This is a genomic window from Allobosea sp. P4_E12, from assembly GCF_056401655.1.
In genome coordinates, this window is sequence record NZ_JBFUIY010000020.1 from 66,678 (window position 1) to 88,260 (window position 21,583).

General features: G+C 65.8%; 19 protein-coding genes. 11 read left to right on the forward strand and 8 right to left on the reverse strand.

Translation table 11 applies throughout. From position 1 onward, the window contains the following. Positions 1-94: 94 nt before the first annotated feature. Positions 95-1,096, forward strand: coding sequence for an asparaginase (locus AC1DW9_RS23765; RefSeq protein WP_476775653.1), 1,002 nt, complete (start codon positions 95-97; stop codon positions 1,094-1,096). Between the two features lie 97 nt (positions 1,097-1,193). Here the strand turns inward: AC1DW9_RS23765 and AC1DW9_RS23770 are convergent, their stop codons facing one another. After that, positions 1,194-2,570, reverse strand: a complete 1,377-nt coding sequence (locus tag AC1DW9_RS23770) for a TIGR03808 family TAT-translocated repetitive protein (protein ID WP_441506626.1) — start codon at positions 2,568-2,570, stop codon at positions 1,194-1,196. Between the two features lie 106 nt (positions 2,571-2,676). Continuing rightward, a complete protein-coding gene (gene meaB, locus AC1DW9_RS23775; protein WP_441506625.1) occupies positions 2,677-3,651 on the reverse strand; it encodes a methylmalonyl Co-A mutase-associated GTPase MeaB in 975 nt (324 codons plus the stop codon). A 109-nt stretch (positions 3,652-3,760) separates the two neighbouring features. On the opposite strand from meaB, the gene AC1DW9_RS23780 reads away from it, so the two are divergent. The 3 genes from AC1DW9_RS23780 (at position 3,761) to AC1DW9_RS23790 (ending at position 7,021) form a co-directional block, all read left to right on the forward strand. Then, positions 3,761-4,924 carry an alpha/beta hydrolase gene (locus AC1DW9_RS23780; RefSeq protein WP_476769288.1) on the forward strand — a complete coding sequence of 388 codons (1,164 nt, stop codon included), beginning with the start codon at positions 3,761-3,763 and terminating at the stop codon, positions 4,922-4,924. 144 nt (positions 4,925-5,068) lie between these two features. After that, complete coding sequence (locus AC1DW9_RS23785; protein ID WP_441489129.1) at positions 5,069-6,070, forward strand: alpha/beta hydrolase; 1,002 nt, start codon at positions 5,069-5,071, stop codon at positions 6,068-6,070. A gap of 57 nt (positions 6,071-6,127) precedes the next feature. After that, positions 6,128-7,021, forward strand: coding sequence for an alpha/beta hydrolase family protein (locus AC1DW9_RS23790; protein WP_441506623.1), 894 nt, complete (start codon positions 6,128-6,130; stop codon positions 7,019-7,021). Between the two features lie 3 nt (positions 7,022-7,024). On the opposite strand, the gene AC1DW9_RS23795 is transcribed toward AC1DW9_RS23790, so the two are convergent. Beyond that, a complete protein-coding gene (locus AC1DW9_RS23795; RefSeq protein ID WP_441489131.1) occupies positions 7,025-7,483 on the reverse strand; it encodes an Lrp/AsnC family transcriptional regulator in 459 nt (152 codons plus the stop codon). A gap of 150 nt (positions 7,484-7,633) precedes the next feature. Here AC1DW9_RS23795 and AC1DW9_RS23800 point away from each other — a divergent pair, with 150 nt between their 5' ends. Then, the gene (locus AC1DW9_RS23800; RefSeq protein WP_441506622.1) at positions 7,634-8,917 is read left to right on the forward strand and encodes a cystathionine gamma-synthase family protein; all 1,284 of its coding nucleotides are present in this window, start codon (positions 7,634-7,636) and stop codon (positions 8,915-8,917) included. A gap of 91 nt (positions 8,918-9,008) precedes the next feature. Here the strand turns inward: AC1DW9_RS23800 and AC1DW9_RS23805 are convergent, their stop codons facing one another. Continuing rightward, positions 9,009-9,746 carry a DUF3750 domain-containing protein gene (locus tag AC1DW9_RS23805; protein WP_441506621.1) on the reverse strand — a complete coding sequence of 246 codons (738 nt, stop codon included), beginning with the start codon at positions 9,744-9,746 and terminating at the stop codon, positions 9,009-9,011. Between the two features lie 142 nt (positions 9,747-9,888). Here AC1DW9_RS23805 and AC1DW9_RS23810 point away from each other — a divergent pair, with 142 nt between their 5' ends. The 5 genes from AC1DW9_RS23810 to AC1DW9_RS23830 all read left to right on the forward strand — a co-directional run bounded on the left by AC1DW9_RS23810 (position 9,889) and on the right by AC1DW9_RS23830 (position 14,254). Beyond that, complete coding sequence (locus AC1DW9_RS23810) at positions 9,889-11,004, forward strand: polyamine ABC transporter substrate-binding protein (protein ID WP_441478792.1); 1,116 nt, start codon at positions 9,889-9,891, stop codon at positions 11,002-11,004. After that, on the forward strand, positions 11,001-12,197 hold the full coding sequence (locus AC1DW9_RS23815; RefSeq protein ID WP_441506620.1) for an ABC transporter ATP-binding protein: 1,197 nt from the start codon (positions 11,001-11,003) through the stop codon (positions 12,195-12,197). The genes AC1DW9_RS23810 and AC1DW9_RS23815 overlap by 4 nt, the downstream gene beginning before the upstream one ends. 35 nt (positions 12,198-12,232) lie before the next feature. After that, complete coding sequence (locus AC1DW9_RS23820) at positions 12,233-13,099, forward strand: ABC transporter permease (RefSeq protein ID WP_441506667.1); 867 nt, start codon at positions 12,233-12,235, stop codon at positions 13,097-13,099. Beyond that, positions 13,096-13,884, forward strand: a complete 789-nt coding sequence (locus AC1DW9_RS23825; protein WP_441489134.1) for an ABC transporter permease — start codon at positions 13,096-13,098, stop codon at positions 13,882-13,884. The genes AC1DW9_RS23820 and AC1DW9_RS23825 overlap by 4 nt, the downstream gene beginning before the upstream one ends. A gap of 100 nt (positions 13,885-13,984) precedes the next feature. Next, the gene (locus AC1DW9_RS23830) at positions 13,985-14,254 is read left to right on the forward strand and encodes a hypothetical protein (RefSeq protein ID WP_069877276.1); all 270 of its coding nucleotides are present in this window, start codon (positions 13,985-13,987) and stop codon (positions 14,252-14,254) included. 62 nt (positions 14,255-14,316) lie between these two features. Here AC1DW9_RS23830 and scpA read toward each other — a convergent pair whose 3' ends face one another. The 4 genes from scpA to AC1DW9_RS23850 all read right to left on the reverse strand — a co-directional run bounded on the left by scpA (position 14,317) and on the right by AC1DW9_RS23850 (position 19,875). Then, positions 14,317-16,485: a methylmalonyl-CoA mutase gene (gene scpA, locus AC1DW9_RS23835; protein WP_441506619.1), complete on the reverse strand. Its 2,169-nt coding sequence runs from the start codon at positions 16,483-16,485 to the stop codon at positions 14,317-14,319. Next, entirely contained in the window at positions 16,482-17,306 is an 825-nt protein-coding gene (gene thiD, locus AC1DW9_RS23840) for a bifunctional hydroxymethylpyrimidine kinase/phosphomethylpyrimidine kinase (protein WP_441489136.1), read from the reverse strand. The genes scpA and thiD overlap by 4 nt, the downstream gene beginning before the upstream one ends. A gap of 16 nt (positions 17,307-17,322) precedes the next feature. Further along, the gene (locus AC1DW9_RS23845) at positions 17,323-19,317 is read right to left on the reverse strand and encodes a methylmalonyl-CoA mutase family protein (RefSeq protein WP_441506618.1); all 1,995 of its coding nucleotides are present in this window, start codon (positions 19,315-19,317) and stop codon (positions 17,323-17,325) included. A gap of 171 nt (positions 19,318-19,488) precedes the next feature. Then, positions 19,489-19,875 (reverse strand): DUF2267 domain-containing protein, encoded by a 387-nt coding sequence (locus tag AC1DW9_RS23850; protein ID WP_441489138.1) that lies wholly within the window; start codon positions 19,873-19,875, stop codon positions 19,489-19,491. A 150-nt stretch (positions 19,876-20,025) separates the two neighbouring features. On the opposite strand from AC1DW9_RS23850, the gene AC1DW9_RS23855 reads away from it, so the two are divergent. Further along, on the forward strand, positions 20,026-21,567 hold the full coding sequence (locus AC1DW9_RS23855) for a helicase HerA-like domain-containing protein (protein WP_441489139.1): 1,542 nt from the start codon (positions 20,026-20,028) through the stop codon (positions 21,565-21,567). Positions 21,568-21,583 lie beyond the last annotated feature (16 nt).

Here is a 21,583-nt window from a genome sequence, read left to right on the forward strand (position 1 = left end):
ACGCCAGTCTGCGCTATGGCTTTTGACAGGTCGAGCCGCAAACGCCACAAGGCTGGGCACCATGTGCATGGCCTCTGCGAGCTTGGAGATCGTTATGGAAAACCCCGTTCTTGCCAAGGTGATGCGCGGCGCCGTCGTCGAATCGCGCCATCGCGGCGCTGCAATCGTGGTCGATGCGGACGGCGCTGTGGTGCTTTCGCTGGGGGATGTCGAGCGCCCCGTGTTCCCGCGCTCGGCGGTGAAGGCGATCCAGGCCCTGCCGCTGTTCGAGAGCGGCGCTGCCGACCGCTACGGTTTGACCGAAGCCGAGATCGCGCTTGCCGTCGCCTCGCATTCCGGCGAGCCGGCTCATGCCGAAACCTCGCTCGGCATGCTGAGGAAGGCCGGTCGCGATGCCGGTTGCCTCGAATGCGGCGCGCATTGGCCGATGAACGAGGCTGCGGCGCGCGCCATTTCCAAGGCAGGCCAGGAACCGACCGCTCTCAACAACAACTGTTCGGGCAAGCATGCCGGTTTCGTCTGCCTGTCCTGCGGCCTGGATGAGGACCCGACCGGCTACGTCAAGGCCGGCCACGCCGTCCAGAAGGCGGTGCGCGGCGCGCTCGAAGAGGTGACAGGCGCGGCCCACTCCGCCGATCTCATGGGCACCGACGGCTGCTCGATTCCGACCTATGCCGTGCCGCTGACGTCGCTGGCGCTGGGCTTCGCCCGTCTCGGCTCCGGCCACGGGCTTGGGCCGAAGCGCGCCGAGGCCGCACTGCGCATCCGCAAGGCGGTCGCTGCTCACCCCTTCATGGTCGCGGGAACCGGCCGGTTCGACACGCGCGCGATGGAACTCCTGCGCGAGCGCATCTTCATCAAGACCGGCGCGGAAGGCGTCTATTGCGGCGCGATTCCGGAACTCGGGCTCGGCATTGCGCTGAAATGCGATGACGGGGCAGGGCGCGCGGCCGAGGTGGTGATGGCCTCGCTGATCGCGCGCTTCCTGCCGATGAGCGAGACGGAGGCGGCGAGCTTTGCGCCGCTGCGCGAAAGCGTCCTGAAGAACTGGAACGGCATCGAGGTCGGGCGCGTGAGGGCGGCAGCCAGCGCTTAAATCATCGGATCGGATATCGTATCCGGTCCGATCGTCTACCCTTTTGTGATCGCGTCGGCTTTCCTGAAGAACAGCTATCCACTTTCGGGCCGGTGCTTCAGCTCACCGCGTTGTTCTCGACACGGATGCCGGTCGCCCGCTTGTCAGCGCCTTGCGTCAGGTCGCCAGTGACGATCGTGCCGTATTCGGTGCCGAGGACGGCACCGAGCTTCGCGTCCGCAATGACATTGTTGGCGATCAGGGCGTTGCGTTCCTTCGGCACCAGCGAGACCGAGATGCCGATCCCGGTCTTGCGAACGATGTTGCCGGTGGCCACGAGGTTGCGCATGGCCCAGGACCAGCCGAGCGAGATGCCGACATCGCTGGCATTCTCCACGACATTGCCGGTCACGGCGGCCTCCGCCTCGACATGCACGCCCATGCCCCCGACCGGCTCCTTGCCTTTCGGGGCATAACCCTTCTGGGCGTTGCTGATGATGTTGTTGGCGACGACGGCGAGCCGCCCGCCATGGTCGAGATTGGTGACGTTTATGCCCATGGCGCAATCCTCCAGCAGATTGCCGCTGATGATGGCGCCCTCGAAGGCGAATTCCGAATAGAGCGCGGTCTCGCCGCAGCGCTTGCCCTGGTTGCCGATGATCTGCACGGTCGAACCGGAGTTGTTCCGGATGAAGGTCAGCGCGCAGTCGCGCAGGCTGTTGCTCTCGATGATGACACCGCCGGCGCGGAACAGGCTGATGCCGTTGCCATTAGGCCCGTCACCGCCGGAATCCGAACGGATGCGGTTGATCCGATTGCCGCGAATGAGCGACTGATCGTCGCCCGCCTGGCTGCGCCAGATCTGGATACCGTTATTGCCGCAATCCTCGATCTGGTTGCCTTCGATCGAGAGCCCGCGCGAATCGAGCGAGAACAGCGCCGATTCGCGCATGCTGCGAAACCTGCTGGCCTGGATCCGCCCCGCTGTTCGGGTCAGGACGAGGCCGACCGAGCCCGCATTGGCGAACTCGCATTCATTCAGGGTGAGCTCCAGGACCTCCTCGGCGGCCACAAGTCCGGCTCGCTCGCTGGCGCGGATGTCGAGCCCGTCGAGACTGAGCCCTGTCAGCGCCGTGCGCTTGATGCGGCGGGCGATGAGCAGCGGGCCTGCTTGCGCCGCGACGAGCTGCGTGGCGCCGGGGACACCGACCAGCCGTGAGCCCTCGGGCAGGATGACGTTGGACACGCGATAGCGCCCCGGCGGCAGCAGCAAGGGCGCGCCGCGCCTGGCCGCTTCCGCGAGCGCATTCTGAAGCGGCCGTGACTGATCGTCGGCGGAGCCGGGGCGCAGTCCGAAATGAGTAGCCTCCAGTCCGAGCTGACCGAGCGCGCGCGCCGGTTCGCTCCGCGGTGCCTGCTGTGCCGCCGCCGGAACAACGGATCCTGCTGTCCCAAAAACGGTCGCGGCCAGCAGGGAACGTCGAGAAATCGCCATGAGGGCCTCCATGACGCCGCAGGCTTACAAGCCGCGTGCCGGCCTGGTTGTGCCGTTTCAGGCCCGCGCGCCGGCCGGCCAGCCCCATCCGTCGCGATCACTCACCTCAAAGGCCGAGCGCCCGCGCGATCTCGTCGGCCGCCAGGGTGGGGTTGAGTTCTCCTGCCCCGACGGCTGCTTCAAGCGCGGGGGTCCGTGCCTTGAGGACGGGATCATGGCGGAGCCTGGCGCGCAGGCGGTCTTCGACCATGGCCCACATCCATTTGACGTCCTGCTGGCGACGCTTCTCCTGGATCAGGTTCCTCGCACCCATCCGCTGGCGATGATCCTCGACCTTCGCCCAGAGCGTGTCGAGCCCATCGCCCGTCAGCCCCGAGACCGTCACCACCGGAGTGGACCAGACGCTCGATACGGGAGCGAGAATGTGCAGGGCCGCGCGGTACTGCGCCGCTGCGGCCTTCGCCGCCACGGCTCCGGCGCCGTCCGCCTTGTTGACGGCGATCATGTCGGCGAGCTCGATGATGCCCTTCTTGATGCCCTGCAATTCGTCGCCGGCATTGGGCAGCATCAGCACGAGAAAGAAATCGGTGAGATCGGCGACCGCGGTCTCCGACTGGCCGACGCCCACCGTCTCGACCAGGATGACGTCGAAGCCGGCGGCCTCGCAGAGCAGCATCGTTTCGCGCGTCTTGGCTGCGACGCCACCGAGCGTGCCGGAAGACGGGGAGGGGCGGATATAGGCGCTGGGGTCGATGGCAAGGCGGGCCATCCGCGTCTTGTCACCCAGGATCGAACCGCCGCTCCGCGTCGAGGATGGATCGACCGCCAGCACGGCGACCTTGTGACCGAGCCCTGTCAGGTAGGTGCCGAGTGCATCGATGGTGGTCGACTTGCCGACCCCGGGAACGCCGGTGATGCCGACCCGGATCGATTTTCCGGTGTGCGGCAGCACCTGCTGGATCAGGGCATGGGCCTGCCTGCGATGATCGGCCCGGCGGGATTCCACGAGCGTGATGGCACGCGCCAGGGCCGCCCGTTCACCGGAGAGAATTGCATCGGCGAGGGTGGAGACGTCAGCCATGACAGGCACCTAGCAAGCCTTGGGCTCGGGCGACAAGCCGCGAGTTCGGTCATCACTGTGTCATCCGCGCCTCTTGAACATCCGCAACGTCAATGAGACGAGATCGGTCATGATGCGTGCGGCGTTCCGGGTTCGATTGATTGCGCTGGCCTTGCTGGCTCCACTTGGCCTCGCGGCATGCGGCGGCCCGCCCAGAGACCTGTCGCTCACCAGCGTCAATCCAGCCGATATCGTCGGGACCGTGCGGATTTTCGTGGCCTCGACCCGTGAGATGGGGGCGGAACCGCAATATTTCACCGGAGAACGGGGACAACACCTCTCCTTCGCCAAGATCGATATCTCGGTGCCGAAGGCGCACAAGTCGGGTGAGCTCGAGCTTCCCGGCAGCTACGGCAAGACCAACCCGGCCGAGCATTTCGCGGTGACTTCGGTGGAGCGGATCGACCTCTCCCCGATTGTCGCGCGCGTCCGGCGCGAGATCGCGGCAAGGCCGGCAAAGGAGCGCGAGGTCCTCGTCTTCGTTCACGGCTACAACACGAGCTTTGCCGATGCGGCCTATCGTTTCGCCCAGATCGTCCATGACTCGGATTTCAAGGGCGTGCCGGTGCTGTTCACCTGGCCCTCGCGCGGGCAGCTATTGGCCTACCCTTACGACCGGGAAAGCGCCTTCTATTCCCGCGATTTCCTCGAGATGAACCTGCGCGCGATCGCCAAGGACCTCGGTCCGAGCCGCATCGACATCCTCGCCCATTCCATGGGAACGCAGCTGACGCTGGAAACCCTGCGGCAGGCATCCATTCGCGGCGACGGCAATTTCGGCGGAAAGCTCCGCAACGTCATGTTGGCTGCGCCCGATGTCGATCTCGATGTGTTCAAGACCGTGATGCGCGAGATCAAGACGCCGGTGACGGTCTTTGTCTCGGCCGACGACAAGGCGCTCGAATTTTCGCGCCGCTTCGCCGGCGACAAGAAGCGCCTGGGGGCGATTTCCGCGAGCGACAAGGATACGGTCGCGGAGCTGGCGAAATCCGGGGTCGATATCATCGATCTGTCCGATGTTTCGACCAGCGACAATCTCAACCACGGCAAGTTCGCCGCCTCGCCCAAGGTCGTCCAGATGATCGGCAAGCGACTGCAGGCGGACAGGGGAATCGCAATGCGCGGCCCTCAATTCGGCGATCGCCTGGGCGATATCGCCGGCGGCGTGGTCGGCACCGTCGGCGGCACGCTGGAGCTCGTGGTCACGGCCCCGGCTGCGATTATCCAGCAATAGAGCGGCTGTTGCACCAGGGACACGCGCGAGCCTTGCGCGAAGATTGCTGCAAGGTTGCCCCATTATGGCCGCGTTAGCTTGGCCTTAAGGCCGGGCTGGCCATTTCCGCCCGCATTCCTGCAACACTGGAATTCTCGATCGCCCATGTCCGCTGCGCGGCACGCCCCTTCCCGTCGCTTCGTTGCGCTTGCAGCGCTGCTTTCGCTCGCATTGTCGGCCTGCGCGCAGACAGAGGCGGCGATCTCGCCATTCTCGGAAACGGCCCATGCGGAGTCGTCCCCTTTCGGCAGGGAGCCGGTGCTCCTGGTCGCGACCACGCGAAAGTCTCTCGGTGACCGCGAGCCGTTCTTCGGGCCGGATCGTGGCACGGGCCTGAGTTTCGCCGAAGCGCGGCTTTCCCCTCCGGGACGCGGGGTTGTCGCGGCGACCGTCGGCAGCGACTGGCGCGTCGTCGGTGTCAGCAACCGGACCTCGACCAATGCGGCCCGTGCCTTCGGCGAGGCTGCGACCGGGCGTGACGTGCTGCTCTACGTCCACGGCTATAACGAGACATTCGAATCCGCCGCCCGCAGCGCCGGGCAGCTTTCGCATGCGCTGAAGTTCCAGGGGCGCACCGCGCTCTTCACCTGGCCCTCCGGCGGCAAGCTCTTCGACTACGGCTATGACCGCGAGAGCGCGCTGTGGTCGCGCGAGGGCTTCGTCCAGGCCTTGCGCGCCCTCGTCGCCAACCCGACCGTGGGGCGCATCCACATCGTCGCGCATTCGATGGGCACATTCCTGACGCTGGAAGGCCTGCGGGAGCTCCGGGACTCCGCCGACGTCTCCTCGCAGATCGGCTCGATCGTCTTCGCATCGCCCGATATCGACATCGACGCGTTCGAGCAGACGGTCTCGCGGCTGGGTCCGCTTGCCCAGCGCATGACCCTGATCATCGACCCCGATGACAGGGCCCTCGCCATCTCCTCGCGTATCGCCGGTGGCGTGGCGCGGGCCGGCGCGGCCGAGCGCTCGCGGCTCGAGGCTCTGGGCGTGCGTGTCGCCGACACTTCCGGCCGCGGCTGGAGCATGCTGAGGCATGATCTGTTCCTGACGGACAGCGAAGTGACGCAGGTGGTGCGGCGCGCCATGGACCGTACAGGCTCCTGAGGCTTGCGGAGCGGTTCGTCTTGGGGGCAGCATCGCGCTGCCTTCAGGGGGACGTCGATGCCACGAGTGTTGTTGCGCGCTGCGTGCCTGCTTGTGCTCATGCCTCTGGCCGGGCAGGCGCATGACCTGACCCCGTTCCAGGAAGCCGGGCGCTCGCATGTCCTGCATGAGGACGTTTCGCCCACCGGTACCGAGACCATCAACATCGAGACCTATGTGCCGCAGGCCTGCGCCGACAAGCGCTGCCCACTGGTGATCTCGCTGCACGGACTGCTGCGCAACGCCGCGTCGGCGCGCGACAGCTGGGTCGAGGCGGCAGACCGGCACGGCCTGATCATTGCCGCCCCGCATTTCGACAAGGAGCGCTTTCCGACACGCCTCTATCAGCAGGGCGGAGTCCAGGGGGAGCCGGACCGGGCGAAATGGGTCTACTCGGTCATCGAGCGCTTCTATGACCAGGCCTTGAAGAGCAGTCGTGTCACGGACACGGGCTATGTGCTGTTTGGCCATTCAGCCGGGGCGCAGTTCGTCCACCGCATGGCGATCCTGATGCCGGAGGCGCGGTTCTCGACAGCGGTCACCGCCAATGCCGGCTACTACACATTGCCTGTCGGCAAAGAGGCGGCCGGCGGCTTCAGCTACCCCTATTCGCTCGACGGCACGCCGGCGACCGAGGCGAGCACGAAGGCCGCCCTCGCCAAACCGATGCTGATCATGCTGGGCGATCAGGATACCGACCCGGGCCACCCGCAACTCAACAAGTCCAGGGGCGCAGAGGCGCAAGGCTCCAACCGCTTCGCGCGTGGAGAGAATTTCACGCGAGTTGCAGCCGCAGAAGCCAAGCGCCTCGGTGTTGCAAGCCCATGGCGCGAAATCGTCGTGCCGGGCGTCGGTCATGAGCAGGGGAAGATGGCGAATGCGGCGGCGCAGGCGCTGTTTGGCGGCAGATAGGGCTCAGAGCGGTGGCAGGCCGTTGCGCTTCTTGATGGTCGCCATCGCGAAATTGGATTCGACCGAGTGGATGCATTTCAGCCGCGTGATTTTCTGCTTCAGGAAGCGCTCATAGCCCTCGATCCCGTCCGTCAGCACCCGCAAAAGGTAATCCTGAGACCCGGTCATCAGGTAGCACTCCGCGACCTCATTCCAGCTCTCGACGGCCTTCTCGAACTCGCTGATATGCTCCTGGGTCTGCTGGCTCAGGCGGATCGAGACAAAGACGCTGAAGGGTAGGCCATAGGCCTTGGGATCGACGACCGCGGCATAGCCCCTGATCACGCCCGTCTCTTCCAGTCGCTTCAGCCGGCGCAGGCAGGGCGTCGGCGACAGGCCGATCTTCTGCGACAGGTCCTGATTGGTGATGCGTCCGTCCTCCTGCAGCACGGCAAGCATACGGCGGTCTGTCGTATCGAGCATAAGATGCTCCTCGAATTCGATATCTGAGCAGGAAGATGCGCAAACGGGATGTAATCCCGACGGGATCATTCATGCAATGCCGCGCGGATCGGCCTAACCTGCCTTTCTGGTGCCGCAAGGTCGGCAGCCTGACCGGCAGAGGAGAGTGCGATGAGCCAGGACAATTATCACAAGGACCGCATCGCCAACCGCAAGCTCCATCCCGAGACGCTGATGATGGGCTATGGCTACTCGCCGGCGATGTCGGAGGGTTCGCTCAAGCCGCCGGTCTTCCTGACCTCGACCTTCGTTTTCGAGAGCGCGCAGCAGGGCAAGGATTTCTTCGACCTCACCTCGGGGCGCCGCCAGCTCAAGCCCGGCGAGAAGTCCGGCCTGGTCTATTCGCGCTTCAACCATCCGAACATGGAGATCCTCGAGGATCGCCTGGCAATCTGGGACGAGGCCGAACGCTGCGCGGTCTTCGCCAGCGGCATGGCGGCCATCGCAACGACCTGCTTCGCCTTCCTGCGCCCGGGCGACACCGTCATCCACAGCCGGCCGCTCTATGGCGGCACCGAGACGCTGCTGAAGAACCAGATGGGCGCCTTCGGGGTGACGCCTTTCGGCTTCACCGACGGCGTCGATGTCGCGCAGATGCGTGCGACCGCCAAGGCCGCTGCCGCCAAGGGGCGCGTCGGGATGATCCTGGTCGAGACGCCGGCCAACCCGACCAATGGGCTGGTCGATCTCGCAGCCTGCGCGATGATCGCCGACGAGCTCGAGAAGTCGCAGGGGCATCGCCCGCCCGTGGTGGTCGACAACACCATGCTCGGCCCGAAATTCCAGAAGCCGCTGCAGCATGGCGCCGATCTCTCGCTGCTGTCGCTCACCAAATATGTCGGCGGGCATAGCGATCTCGTCGGCGGCTCGATCAGCGGCAAGGATGCGCTCGTCCGCCAGGTCAAGGGCTGGCGCTCGTCGCTCGGCACGCAGCTTGATCCGAATTCCTGCTGGATGCTGATGCGTTCGCTGGAGACGCTCGACATCCGCATGAGCCGCGCCAACGAGAACGCCCGACTTGTGGCGGAGTATCTCGCGAGCCATCCCAAGGTTGCCAAGCTGCATTACCTTGGCGATCTGAAGGATGGCGATCCGCGCAAGCCGGTCTTCGACAAGCAATGCTCGGCGCCGGGCTCGACCTTCTCCTTCGACGTCAAGGGTGGCGAGAAGGAAGCGTTCGCGCTGCTCGACAATCTTCAGATCATGAAGCTCGCGGTCAGCCTCGGCGGCACGGAGACGCTCGTCTCGCATCCCGCCGCGATGACCCATTCGGGGGTCGCCCGCGAATTGCGGGAGGAGATCGGGCTCACCGATGCCCTGATCCGGATCTCGGTCGGCATCGAGAATATCGAGGACCTGATCTCGGATCTGGCGCAGGCCTTCGAGGCGGTCTGATCTGGAGCATCATGGCCGGTCTCGAACCGGCCATCCCTGCTTGCCAAATTGCGAGCATGCCGCGGCTGATTTGGCAGCATGCCGAGCGCGCCTAGACGCCCACTCTTCCCCAGCCCGGCAGCTTCAGCGCCGGCTGGCGGATGTCGAATCCGGTGACGAGCCCAAGCAGATTGACCTCGACGCCTTCGACCCAGGCCAGCGTGATGCCGGCGACCCCGAAGAGCGAGACCTGGATGCCGGTGCGGCTCGGCGCCATGCCGAGGAACAGGCCGTCATCGCGCCAGTCCTTCCCGATCGCCGTTGGCGGCAGGGCATGGGCGAGTTCGGGAATCTCGGCGAGCACGTGCTGCACGAAGCTGTTCGAATTGGGCCCCGGCCAGGCGGAATAGCTGCCTGACGTGCTATAGGCATAGCTCTGCACGGCCGCGCGAATGCGCGGAATCAGCGCCTCGGCGGCGGCGCCCTTCACCTCCGTCACCAGCTCCGGCACGTTGCCGAACCAGCGGCCATCGGCCTCGCGATGGTTGATGCGCACAGGATTGCCCCAGCCGACGACATCGAAGCGTGTATAGGCGCTCGCGCCCGCCTCCTTGACCACCAGCCAGGAATGATGCGCGAAGATCCCGCGCCAGCGCCCGACGCGGGCAGCGAAGACATGGATCGTCGCTTCGGGCACGGTTGCTGCGGCCGGCAGGAGCCTGGCGCTGGACCAGTCCGCCCGGCGCCAGTCGGCCGCGAGCGGCTGCAATTGCCACCAGGCCGCATGCGTCGCGACGGGCAGCAGGAAAAGGACGACAAAGAGAGCCAGGACGCGGCGCAGATGATGCATCGCAGGACGATAGTGAGCCCGATTGCGGCATCGCAAGAAAAGACACTGCGACATGACTTCACGAAAAGGTGGTTGAGGCTTCGCTGCAAGCTGATAGCGTGCCGCGCGCCGGGTGGAGATTCACCCGCTAAGGAGGGGCAGATTGGGTTCATCGGTACGGGGGCTGAAGGGCCTTGCGACAGCCATTGCGCTTGGATGGGCGCTGGTTTCGGGCACGGCCGCTAGCGCGCAGGACAAGCAGCTGCGCATTTTCAACTGGTCGGACTATGTCGATCCGGAGGTGCTTGATGCCTTCAAGAAGGAAACCGGCATCACAGTCGTCTACGACACCTTCGACCAGATGGAGACGGTCGAGACCAAGTTGCTCGCGGGCAAGACCGGCTATGACCTGATCGTGGTCACGGCCTCGTTTCTGCCGCGCCATATCCCGCTCAATCTCTACACGCCGATCGACACGGCCAAGGTTCCGAACCTGAAGAACGCCTGGCCCGAGATCCAGCAGCGTCTCGCGAAATATGATCCCGGCAACAAGTTTGCCGTGAACTACATGTGGGGCACGACCGGCATCGGCTACAACGTCGCCAAGATCAAGGAGCGGCTCGGCCCCGACGCGGTGATCGATTCCTGGCGCATCCTGTTCGAACCCGACCAGCTCAAGAAGCTCTCGAATTGCGGCGTGCACGTCCTCGATGCGGTCGAGGAGATGTTCCCGGCGGCGCTGCGCTATCTCGGCCTGAATCCGGATTCGAAGAACGAGGCGGATCTGAACAAGGCCGGCGAATTGCTGCGCAAGATCCGCCCGCACATCCAGAAATTCCATTCCTCGGAATACATCAACGCTCTCGCCAATGGCGATATCTGCCTCGCGGTCGGTTATTCCGGCGACATCCTGCAGGCGAAAAAGCGGGCGGAAGAGGCCAAGAACAAGGTCGAGATCGCCTATTCCATCCCGAAGGAAGGCGCGCTGATGTGGTTCGATTCCTTCGTCATTCCGAAGGATGCCGCCAATCCGGATGCGGCGCTGAAGTTCATCGATTTCGTCAACCGGCCCGAGATGGCGGCGAAGAATTCCGACTTCATCCAGTATGCCAATGGCAATATCGCTTCAAAACCGCTGCTTTCGGCGGCGGTGCGCGACAATCCCGGCATCTATCCCTCGGAAGCCGTGATGAGCCGGCTCTACACGATCACTCCCTACGATCAGAAGAGCCAGAGGGTGGTCAACCGGCTCTGGACCCGCATCAAGACCGGCAAATGAACGCGCGCGATGCCGGGGCTGCGGCTCCGCTCCGGGCGAAGCGCAAGGCTTCGCCCGGCAGCGTTCGCCGGGCCTTCCAGCCATGGAATGACCCGGCGGCAGAGCCGCTGGTGGTCTTCCGAAATGTCACCAAGCGCTTCGACATGGTGACGGCGGTCGACAACCTGTCGCTTGCGCTCTACCCGCGCGAATTCTTCGCGCTGCTCGGCGCGTCTGGATGCGGCAAGACCACATTGATGCGCATGCTGGCAGGGTTCGAGCAGCCGGATGCCGGCGAGATCCTGCTCGACGGCGTCGACATCACCGCCGTGCCGCCGCATCGCCGGCCGATCAACATGATGTTCCAGTCCTATGCGCTGTTCCCGCATCTCAGCGTCGGCGACAACATCGCCTATGGCCTGAGACGGGAAGGGCTGCCGCGCGAGGAGATCACGCGCCGCGTCGCCGAGATGCTGGCTCTGGTCAAGCTCGACGGGCTCGAGAAACGTCGCCCGGACCAGCTGTCCGGCGGCCAGCGCCAGCGCGTCGCATTGGCACGCTCGCTCGCCAAACGTCCGAAGCTCCTGCTGCTCGACGAGCCGATGGCGGCGCTCGATCGCAAGCTGCGCGAGTCGACGCAGTTCGAGCTGATGGATCTGCAGAGCGAACTCGGCCTCACCTTCATGGTCGTCACCCACGACCAGGACGAGGCGATGACCATGGCCGACCGCATGGCGGTGATGAACCATGGCCGGCTCGTCCAGATCGGCCCGCCCGATGAGATCTACGAGGCGCCGACCAGCCGCTACGTCGCGGAATTCGTCGGGGACATCAACATCCTCGAAGGTCGTGTGACATCCGTCGCCGGCGAGATCGTACGGGTCGAGACGGCGATGGCCGGCGCGGTCGAGCTCGACGAGGAGACGGCCTCGCTTGCCACGGGAGAGACGATCTTCGTGGGCCTCAGGCCCGAAAAGATCACGCTCAGCCATGACGAGCCGGTGCAGGCGGTCAACAAGGTCGCCGGCGAGATCTGGGATATCGGCTATCTCGGCGATTTCACCATGGTGCAGGTCATGGTCGGCGGCGATGACGGGCAATTGCTCAAGGTTGCGCTTGCGAACCGCACGCGCCGGATCGAGCGTCCCTTCGCCTGGGAGGACAGGGTCTGGCTCTCCTGGGATGTTGAGGCCGGGCTGGTCCTGCCGCCATGAGGACGGGGAATGCTTCGGCGCGCCGGCTCGGCCGCCTGGTCGTGGCCGTACCCTATCTCTGGCTGCTGCTGTTCTTCCTGGCGCCCTTTGCGATCGTCCTGCGCATGGCGTTCTCGGACGCCGCGACCGATCTGCCGCCCTATGCGCCGCATTTCCAGGGCTTCTCCCAGCTCGGCGAGTTCATTGCTGCGCTGGACCTCGAGAACTTCAAGCTCCTTGGTGACGACCCGCTCTACTGGCAGAGCTATCTTTACTCCCTGCGTATCGCCGCGCTGACGACGCTGATCGCGCTCGCGATCGGCTATCCCCTGGCCTATGCGATGGCGAGTGCGCCGAGGCGCTGGCAGGGCATCCTGCTGGTGCTGGTCATCCTGCCGTTCTGGACCTCCTTCCTGATCCGCGTCTACGCTTGGATCGGAATCCTGCGGCCCGACGGGCTGCTCGACACGGTCCTGACGGGCATGGGTGTGACGAGCGAGCCGCTGCGGTTGCTCAACACGGAAGCCGCCGTACTGATCGGCATGGTCTATTCCTACCTGCCCTTCATGGTGCTGCCGCTCTTCGCGACGCTGCAGAAGCTCGATCGCTCGCTGCTGGAGGCTGCCGCCGACCTCGGTGCCCCGGCATCGACCGCCTTCGCGACGGTGACGCTGCCCCTGTCCATCCCCGGCATCCTGGCGGGTTCGGCGCTTGTCTTCATTCCGGCGGTCGGCGAGTTCGTCATTCCCGATCTGCTCGGCGGCCCCGATACCGTGATGATCGGCAAGGTGCTCTGGAGCGAATTCTTCTCGAACCGCGACTGGCCGCTTGCCTCCGCCGTCGCGGTCGTCCTGCTGTTCGTGCTGGTCGCGCCGCTCGCTTTGCTGCAGCGGGCGCGGCTGACGCGGGGAGGGGCGGCATGAAGCGGCTCGGTCCCGGCTTGATCATGGCGCTGGTGGCGGGCTTCGCCTTTCTCTACCTGCCGATCCTCGCGCTCATCGCCTACTCCTTCAACGCCTCGCGGCTCGTGACGGTCTGGGGCGGGTTCTCGACGCATTGGTATGGCGCGCTGATGGCGAATGAGCCCTTGCTCACCGCAGCTTGGCTCAGCATCCGTCTCGCTTTCGTCTCGGCGACGGTCGCCACCGCGCTCGGGACCTTGGCCGCGCTGGCGCTCGCACGCTATGGCGCCTTTCGCGGGCGCACCCTGTTCTCCGGCATGGTGCTGGCGCCGCTGGTGATGCCGGAGGTGATCACCGGCCTGTCGCTGTTGCTACTCTTCGTCTCGGCGCAGGTAGAGCGCGGCTTCTGGACCGTCACGATCGCCCACGCCACCTTCAGCCTCGGCTTCGCCTGCATTGTCGTGCAGTCGCGGCTCGCCGGCTTCGACCGTTCGCTGGAGGAAGCGGCGCGCGATCTCGGCGCCACTCCTGTCGTCACCTTCTGGACCGTGACCCTGCCGCTGATCTGGCCGGCGGTCGCCGCCGCCTGGATGCTCGCCTTCACGCTCTCGCTCGACGATCTCGTGATTGCCAGCTTCACGACCGGGCCGGGCGCGACGACCCTGCCGATGCGGCTCTATTCGGCAGTCAGGCTGGGCGTCTCTCCTGAGATCAATGCGGCCTGCACGATCATGATCGGCGCAGTCGCGCTCGTCGTCATTGCGGCTTCCCTGCTCCTGAAGCGCGATCAAATGGCCAGCGCTTGAACGGCTGGTGAATAGCCCCCTCAAGGGCCGTTCAGACGGAACCTGCGAATGTCGGTGTCAGGCAAGGGGATCGCCCGGGCCGCCACACAGGATCAGGACCATGTTCCGCAAACTCGCCTCAGCCGGCCTCGCGACCTTCATCATCGGCGCTGCGACCCTGGGCGCGGCAAGCCTGGCGGGGACGGGCTCCGCCGCAGCCTTTGACGGCCGCTGGGATCGCTATCAGGAGCGCCCGGCCTATGGCTGGCGCCCGGCACCGCCCGCGTTCCACGGCTATTGGGGACAGCGTCAGTGGCGCCGCTTCGGCGAGGACGACCGGCGCTATGCCCGCCCTCGTCACTACGAGAGCTACGGCTACGGCTGGCGTTGATCTCGTGTAGCGACAGCTGGTGATCATGGCGCGGGCGCGGCTCTTCCAGCCGCGCCCGTCTGCTATTCCGCAGCGGTGCGCTGGCTGTAGCCGAGCCGCTGGTTGAGTTCCTCGAGCAGCTTCTCGGCCGCATCGGCGATCACGGTACCCGGCGGGAAGATCGCGCTCGCACCGGCTTCGATCAGCGCCTCGAAATCCTGGGGCGGGATCACGCCGCCAACCACGATCATGATGTCGGGCCGGCCGGCCTTGCCCAGCGCCGCCTTCAGCTCTGGCACCAGCGTCAGATGCCCGGCCGCCAGCGAGGAGACGCCGACGATATGGACGTCGTTCTCCACGGCCTGCCGCGCGGCTTCGTCCGGCGTCGCGAAAAGCGGTCCGATATCGACGTCGAAACCGAGATCGGCGAAGGCCGACGCGATCACCTTCTGACCGCGGTCATGCCCGTCCTGGCCCATCTTGGCGACGAGGATGCGCGGCCGGCGACCATCGGCCTCCTCGAAGGCTTCAGTCATCATCTGCACGCGTGTCACCGCCGGATTTTCCATGCCGACCTCCCGCTTGTAGACGCCGGAAATCGACTTGATCTCGGCCCGGTGCCGCCCGAAGACTGTCTCCATCGCCATGGAAATCTCGCCGACGGTCGCCTTGGCGCGGGCCGCCTTGACCGCGAGATCGAGCAGGTTGGCGTCGCCGGCGGCACCATGGGTGAGCGCCGTCAGCGCGGCTTGTGTCTCGGCTTCGTTTCGCTCGGCCTTGAGACGACGGAGCTTGTCGAGCTGCTGGGTGCGAACCGAGGCATTGTCGACCTTGAGCACATCGATCGAGGCCTCGTTCTCCGGCTTGAAGATATTGACCCCGATGATCGCCTGCTGCTTGCCGTCGATGCGCGCCTGGGTCTTGGCGGCTGCTTCCTCGATGCGCAGCTTCGGAATACCGGCCTCGATCGCCTTGGCCATGCCGCCGAGCGCCTCGACCTCCTGGATATGGGTCCAGGCCTTGGCCGCGAGTTCGGCGGTGAGCCGCTCGACATAGTAGGAACCGCCCCAGGGATCGATGATCCGGCTCGTGCCGCTCTCCTGCTGCAGCAGGATCTGGGTGTTGCGGGCGATCCGGGCGGAAAAGTCGGTCGGCAGCGCCAGCGCTTCGTCGAGCGCATTGGTGTGGAGCGACTGGGTGTGGCCCTGCGTCGCCGCCATCGCTTCGATCATCGTGCGCGGCACGTTGTTGAACACATCCTGCGCGGTCAGAGACCAGCCGGAGGTCTGGCAATGCGTGCGCAGCGGCAGGGATTTTTCGTTCTGGGCGCCGAAATCCTTGACGAGCTTGGCCCAGATCAGCCTGGCCGCGCGCAGCTTTGCCACTTCCATGAAGAAGTTCATGCCGATGGCCCAGAAGAAGGAGAGCCGCGGCGCGAAGACATCGACGCCGAGACCGGCCTGCTGCCCGGCGCGGATATACTCGACGCCATCGGCAAGCGTGTAGCCGAGTTCCAGGTCCTGCGTCGCTCCCGCCTCCTGCATGTGATAGCCGGAAATCGAGATCGAGTTGAATTTCGGCATGTTCGCAGAGGTATAGGCGAAGATGTCGCCGATGATCCGCATCGAGGGCGAGGGCGGGTAGATATAGGTGTTGCGGACCATGAACTCCTTGAGGATGTCGTTCTGGATGGTCCCCGAGAGCTTGGCCGCCGGCACGCCCTGTTCCTCGGCCGCGACGATATAGAGCGCAAGAACCGGCAGGACCGCGCCGTTCATCGTCATCGACACGCTCATCTGATCGAGCGGGATGCCGGAGAACAGCGTCCGCATGTCGTAGATCGAGTCGATCGCGACGCCTGCCATGCCGACATCGCCACCGACGCGCGGATGGTCGCTGTCATAACCGCGATGGGTCGCGAGATCGAAGGCGACCGAGAGCCCTTTCTGCCCGGCGGCGAGATTGCGCCGGTAGAAGGCGTTCGAATCCTCCGCCGTGGAGAAGCCGGCATATTGCCGGATGGTCCAGGGCTGGTTGACATACATGGTGGGGTAGGGGCCACGCAGATAGGGCGGCAGGCCCGGCAAGCTGTCGACGAAGCCAAGCCCGTCGCGGTCGGCCGCGCTATAGATGGCTTTGACCGGGATGCTCTCCGGCGTCAGCCAGGGCTCCATTGCCGGGGCCGGAACCAGGGCCGCTGCCGGGGTGCGATCGTCGAAGGCGAGCGTCGTGAAATCCGGGATCGCGGTCATGGCTTTCTCCCGTCGGTCCTGTCCCACCAATGGTGGAAATGATGCACCGGTCCATGGCCATGGCCAACCGGAACCTGGTCGGCGGCAGCGATGGCTGCCGAGATATAGGTCTTCGCCTGGCCGACCGCTTCGGGCAGCGCCAATCCCTTGGCCAGGCCGGACGCGATCGCCGAGGACAACGTGCAGCCGGTGCCGTGGGTATTGCGCGTATCATGGCGCGGCGCGCTGAAGCGCTGGCGCTGGCCTCCGGCCAGGAGCAACAGATCCGTGCTGGTCTCGCCGCTGCCATGCCCGCCCTTCAACAGCACGTTTTCGGCGCCGAAGCCGATCAGCCTCTCGGCCTGTTCGTCGATCGCCGCATCGCTTGTCGCCATCGCGGAGCCAAGCAGCGCCGCTGCTTCCGGCAGGTTGGGCGTGACCAGCGTCGCGAGCGGGAAGAGCAGGCGGCGGATGGCGTCAATGGCGTTGTCCTCGAGCAGACGAGCCCCTGAAGCAGCGACCATCACCGGGTCGAGCACGATGTTGCGTGCCTTGTGTCGAACCAGGCCCTCTGCAACCGTCGCGATCAGTTCGGCCGTGGCGAGCATGCCGATCTTCACCGCCGCCACGTCGAGATCGGAAAAGACGGCGTCGATCTGCTGGGCGACGAAACTGGCCGGTACGGCGTGGATGGCGGTGACGCCCGTGGTGTTCTGCGCGGTCAGCGCGACGATGACGCTGGCGCCATAGACCTGATGCGCCGCAAAAGTCTTGAGATCGGCCTGAATTCCGGCGCCGCCGCTGGAATCGGAGCCGGCAATGGTGAGGGCGATGGGCGTCAAGGCACTGCTCTCCGTATCAGGCAGCCGCGATCGCCTGCGCCTGTTCAAGCGCGGCGACGACATCGGCTCCCGCAAAAACGAACGCGGCCACACCGGCCTGGTTCAACGCATGTTCCATTTCACCGGGCTTGCCGGCGAGCCAAACCGTCGCGCCCTGGGCGCGCAGCGCCTCCGAGGCGGCAACCGCTTCTGCCGCATAGCCGGCGTCCGAGCCGCAGAGGCAGGCGAGGCGCGCGCCCGAGGCCCGATAGGCCGCAACCAGTGCCGGAATGTCGGTCCCGCCATTGCCGGGGAAGCCGTCATGGCCCGGAGCCGAGAGGCCTCCGGCCTCGAACAGGTTCCGCGCGAAGCCGGCGCGCCCCGTGAAATCGGCGACAGGCCCCAGCGTCGCGAGGAAGACGCTCGGGCGCTTGCCGCGCTCCTGCGTCAGCACATCCGCCTTGTCGCGCAGGGCCTCGAACGCCTCGGCCAGCCGCATTGAGGGCAGCGCTTCGACCTTCAGCCCATCCTGTTCAGGAGCCGTCGAGGCATCCGCGCGCGTCGCACCCGTTGCAAGCTGGCTGATCAACACCGCTTGCTCCTGACCGGCTGCCCTGGTCGTGGATGGCGAGGAGCGTGTCCGCTCGACCGGCGCGATGTCGAGCACCTTGACCGGAGCCTCTGCGAGATTCGGGAACTCGCTGGTTCCCGTGATCGGCTCCCGGCGGGTCGCGATGGCCTTGGCGCGAATATCGCGCTGTCGGGCAAGGCCCTGCTGGACATGTCCGTTGGTGAGTGCCGCGACGATGCCGGGCCGGCCGTCACTGGCTTCGCGCTCCAGATCCTGCATTTTGGTCCAGGCCTGCTCGCATAGCGCCTGGGTCAGAGCCTCGAAACCGCCAGCCCCTGCGGCGGGGTCGGCGACGCGCCAGAGATTGGCTTCCTCCAGCAGGACGAGCTGGGTGTTGCGGGCGACGCGGCGGGCAAAGGCGTCGGGCAGGCCGAGCGCGGCGGTGAATGGCAGGACGGTGAGAGAGTCCGCCCCGCCTATGCCGGCCGAGAAGGTTGCGACCGTCGCACGCAGCAGATTGACCCAGGGGTCGCGCCGGGTCAGCGAGCGCCATGCCGTCTCGGCGTTCAGCACCATGGGCTTGGGATCAAGCCCGCACGCCTGCTGCACGCGCTGCCAGAGCAGCCGAGCGGCCCGGAGCTTGGCGATGGTCATGAACTCGTCGGTATCGGCGAGGAGGACGAAGGATATGGCGTCGCGGGCCTGATCGAGCGACATGCCGTCGGCTTCCAGCGCACGCAGATAGGCGATCGCGGTCGCCATGACCGCGCCGAGTTCCTGCGCCTCGCTCGCGCCAGCCTCCTGATAGGGGCGTCCATCGGCCGTGAGGAAGGGGCCTGCGAATCCGCGCGCCTTCAGTGCGTCGATCGTCTCGACAAGGCGGCGACCGATTTCGGGCCAGGAGGCCGCGAACACGCCCTGGCTGGCCAGGATGCCGATCGGGTCGAGCCCGAAGTCGATTGTCGTCGTCGCGGGGTCTAGTCCACGACGCTCGACAAGCGCGGCAAGCAGGAGCGCATTGATGCGGCCGCCCGCCGCGGGGTCGATCCGCAAGTTGATCAGGTCGAGCATCACGCCGTCGAGCGCGGCATCCAGCGTGGCGACATCATCGGCGACAAGCCCATAGCCTCGGGCCGCGCGGGCGCCGGCAAAGCTGAGAACGAGCGCGTCAGCGCCGCCTTCGAGATCGGCGAGCGCCAGGTCGCGGGCCTCTGCGGGGGAGGGGTGGTCGACCCGCGTGCTGACATGCCAGCGCCCGGCCTGTGACCGCGCCGGCCGCGTCTGCGGGCTGACTGCCGCATAGAGCGGTTCGATGCGGATGCCGTCGGCGGTCCGCCCGACGAGGCGCTTCTTGAAGTCGGCACCCTTCAGAACCTTGTCGACGGCGGCGCGCCACTGCGCCTGATCGGGCAGCGGAAAGGCCTCCATGAAGGGCAGATCGGATGTCGAGGCCGAGTTCATGCGCGCCGGTCTCCCTGCTTGCGGCATGCTGCAATTGCGAATGCGTGATGCCACGTGCGCAGACGCACCGCCATCCCTACTTCGTCCAACGCCGCGTGCGCAAACCCCCGGCCGAAACGAAAAACGCCGCCCGTTGCCGGGCGGCGTTCCGACCTCAAGCCGGAATGGCGATCAGACGAACTGGCCGAGCCCGGGAATCGCTCCGACGATCGCGCCCATCGCGTCTTCGCCGGCCTTTTCGCGGCCGACCGCGAACATCTCCTTGGACACGCTCTGGATCTGGCCCATCGAGAGCCCGGCGCCCATCAGTTGCCCGCCGAGTGCCATGACGCCGCCGCTACCGCCCATCAGGCCGCCAACCATGCCCATCAGGCCGCCTTTGCCGCCATTGGCGGAATCAGCGAGCTCCTGTGCGCCGGGCAGGGCGGACATCAATTGTTCGATCTCTGCGGCGGGGCCTTCCTTCTGCAGGAAGGCGAGGATGATGCCGATCGCCTTGCGGGCGAGGCCTTCATCAAGACCGGAAGCCGCCACGATGCGGGAGATCAGTTCATCCATCGGTTTGTCCTCTTCAAGGGGTCGGCCTGTGCCGCTGGGCGATAGTTTACATATTTACGATCTGAATCAAACAGGGTTCAGGCTTCCGCCGGTCGGCCCGTTTCGCTACACCCATCGCCTGACGCTTCGACAACAGCATAGGCGAATCTCATGGCGGATGACGGCACGATTCTGATCGGCAAGAGCTGGAAGCCCGAATCGCTCCTGCTCAAGCTTGCCAATCGTCATGGCCTGATCACCGGCGCAACCGGCACCGGCAAGACGGTGACATTGCAGGTTCTGGCCGAAGGCTTTGCGCGTCACGGCGTTCCCGTCTTTGCAGCCGACATCAAGGGCGACCTGTCCGGCGTCGCCGCGCCGGGCGATTCGAAGCCGCCCTTCCTCAAGCGCGCCGAGGAGATCGGCGTGACCTACCAGCCCGACCAGTTCACCACCGTATTCTGGGACGTGTTCGGCGAGCAGGGCCATCCTGTCCGCGCCACCATCTCGGAAATGGGGCCGCTGCTGCTCTCGCGCCTGCTCGATCTCAACGACACGCAGGAGGGGGTGCTCAACATCGCCTTCCGCATTGCCGACGAGCAGAAGCTGCTGCTGCTCGACCTCAAGGACCTGCGCGCGATCCTCTCCTTCATCGCTGAGAACGCGCAGTCGCTGACGACGAAATACGGCAATGTCACGGCCCAGTCGGTCGGGACGATCCAGCGCTCCCTGCTGGTGCTGGAAAACCAGAAGGGCGATCTGTTCTTCGGCGAGCCGGCGCTCGACATCAACGACCTGATGCGGACCGACCGTGACGGGCGCGGCGTCATCAACATGCTCGCGGCCGACAAGCTGATGGCCAATCCACGGCTCTATGCCACCTTCCTGCTCTGGCTGCTCTCGGAGCTGTTCGAGCAACTGCCGGAGGTCGGCGATCTCGACAAGCCGAAGCTGGTGTTCTTCTTCGACGAGGCTCACCTGCTCTTCAACGGCGCGCCGAAGGCGCTGCTGACGGCTGTCGAGCAGGTCGTCAGGCTGATCCGCTCGAAGGGCGTCGGCGTCTACTTCGTCACGCAGAACCCGCTCGATATTCCCGACACGGTTCTGGCCCAGCTCGGCAACCGTGTGCAGCACGCGCTGCGCGCCTTCACGCCGCGCGATCAGAAGGCGGTCAAGGCGGCCGCCGAAACCTTCCGCCAGAACCCCAAATTCAAGACCGAGGAAGCGATCACCCAGCTTGCGGTCGGCGAGGCGCTGACCTCGACGCTGGAGGGCAAGGGCACGCCGACCATGGTCGAGCGCACTCTGATCGCGCCGCCCATGGCGCAGGTCGGCCCGGTCTCGGCGCAGGAGCGTGCCCAGTGCATGCGCGATTCCGGCTTTGCCGGGAAATACGACACGATGATCGACCGCGAGTCGGCCTATGAAGAACTGATGAAGCGCAAGGGCCTGAACGCCGATGGCTCGCCGGTCGAGGCCTCGACTGGCGGCGGCGGCATCATGGATACGATCGGTGGCTGGCTCGGGGATGCCGTCGGCAATGGCGAGCGGCCGAAGACCGGCCCGGGCAGCCGGGGCGGGAGGCTTCCGCCCAGCATGACGGAAAAGATCATTACGTCGGCAGCCCGTTCGGCCGCCTCGACGATGGGGCGCCAGATCGGCTCGGCCATCCTGCGCGGAGTGCTCGGATCGATGATGGGCGGGCGAAAATAGCCGGCGACGCGGGGCA

What these genes read in the sequence shown, in the direction of transcription:
- AC1DW9_RS23825 (WP_441489134.1), top strand. Translation starts at nt 13,096, where the DNA reads ATGAAGCGGCTCGGTCCCGGCTTGATCATGGCGCTGGTGGCGGGCTTC.
- AC1DW9_RS23770 (WP_441506626.1), bottom strand. Translation starts at nt 2,570, where the DNA reads ATGGCGATTTCTCGACGTTCCCTGCTGGCCGCGACCGTTTTTGGGACA.
- AC1DW9_RS23785 (WP_441489129.1), top strand. Translation starts at nt 5,069, where the DNA reads ATGTCCGCTGCGCGGCACGCCCCTTCCCGTCGCTTCGTTGCGCTTGCA.
- meaB (WP_441506625.1), bottom strand. Translation starts at nt 3,651, where the DNA reads ATGGCTGACGTCTCCACCCTCGCCGATGCAATTCTCTCCGGTGAACGG.
- AC1DW9_RS23805 (WP_441506621.1), bottom strand. Translation starts at nt 9,746, where the DNA reads ATGCATCATCTGCGCCGCGTCCTGGCTCTCTTTGTCGTCCTTTTCCTG.
- AC1DW9_RS23845 (WP_441506618.1), bottom strand. Translation starts at nt 19,317, where the DNA reads ATGAACTCGGCCTCGACATCCGATCTGCCCTTCATGGAGGCCTTTCCG.
- scpA (WP_441506619.1), bottom strand. Translation starts at nt 16,485, where the DNA reads ATGACCGCGATCCCGGATTTCACGACGCTCGCCTTCGACGATCGCACC.
- AC1DW9_RS23790 (WP_441506623.1), top strand. Translation starts at nt 6,128, where the DNA reads ATGCCACGAGTGTTGTTGCGCGCTGCGTGCCTGCTTGTGCTCATGCCT.
- AC1DW9_RS23765 (WP_476775653.1), top strand. Translation starts at nt 95, where the DNA reads ATGGAAAACCCCGTTCTTGCCAAGGTGATGCGCGGCGCCGTCGTCGAA.
- AC1DW9_RS23795 (WP_441489131.1), bottom strand. Translation starts at nt 7,483, where the DNA reads ATGCTCGATACGACAGACCGCCGTATGCTTGCCGTGCTGCAGGAGGAC.
- AC1DW9_RS23830 (WP_069877276.1), top strand. Translation starts at nt 13,985, where the DNA reads ATGTTCCGCAAACTCGCCTCAGCCGGCCTCGCGACCTTCATCATCGGC.
- AC1DW9_RS23800 (WP_441506622.1), top strand. Translation starts at nt 7,634, where the DNA reads ATGAGCCAGGACAATTATCACAAGGACCGCATCGCCAACCGCAAGCTC.
- AC1DW9_RS23815 (WP_441506620.1), top strand. Translation starts at nt 11,001, where the DNA reads ATGAACGCGCGCGATGCCGGGGCTGCGGCTCCGCTCCGGGCGAAGCGC.
- AC1DW9_RS23850 (WP_441489138.1), bottom strand. Translation starts at nt 19,875, where the DNA reads ATGGATGAACTGATCTCCCGCATCGTGGCGGCTTCCGGTCTTGATGAA.
- AC1DW9_RS23780 (WP_476769288.1), top strand. Translation starts at nt 3,761, where the DNA reads ATGATGCGTGCGGCGTTCCGGGTTCGATTGATTGCGCTGGCCTTGCTG.
- AC1DW9_RS23855 (WP_441489139.1), top strand. Translation starts at nt 20,026, where the DNA reads ATGGCGGATGACGGCACGATTCTGATCGGCAAGAGCTGGAAGCCCGAA.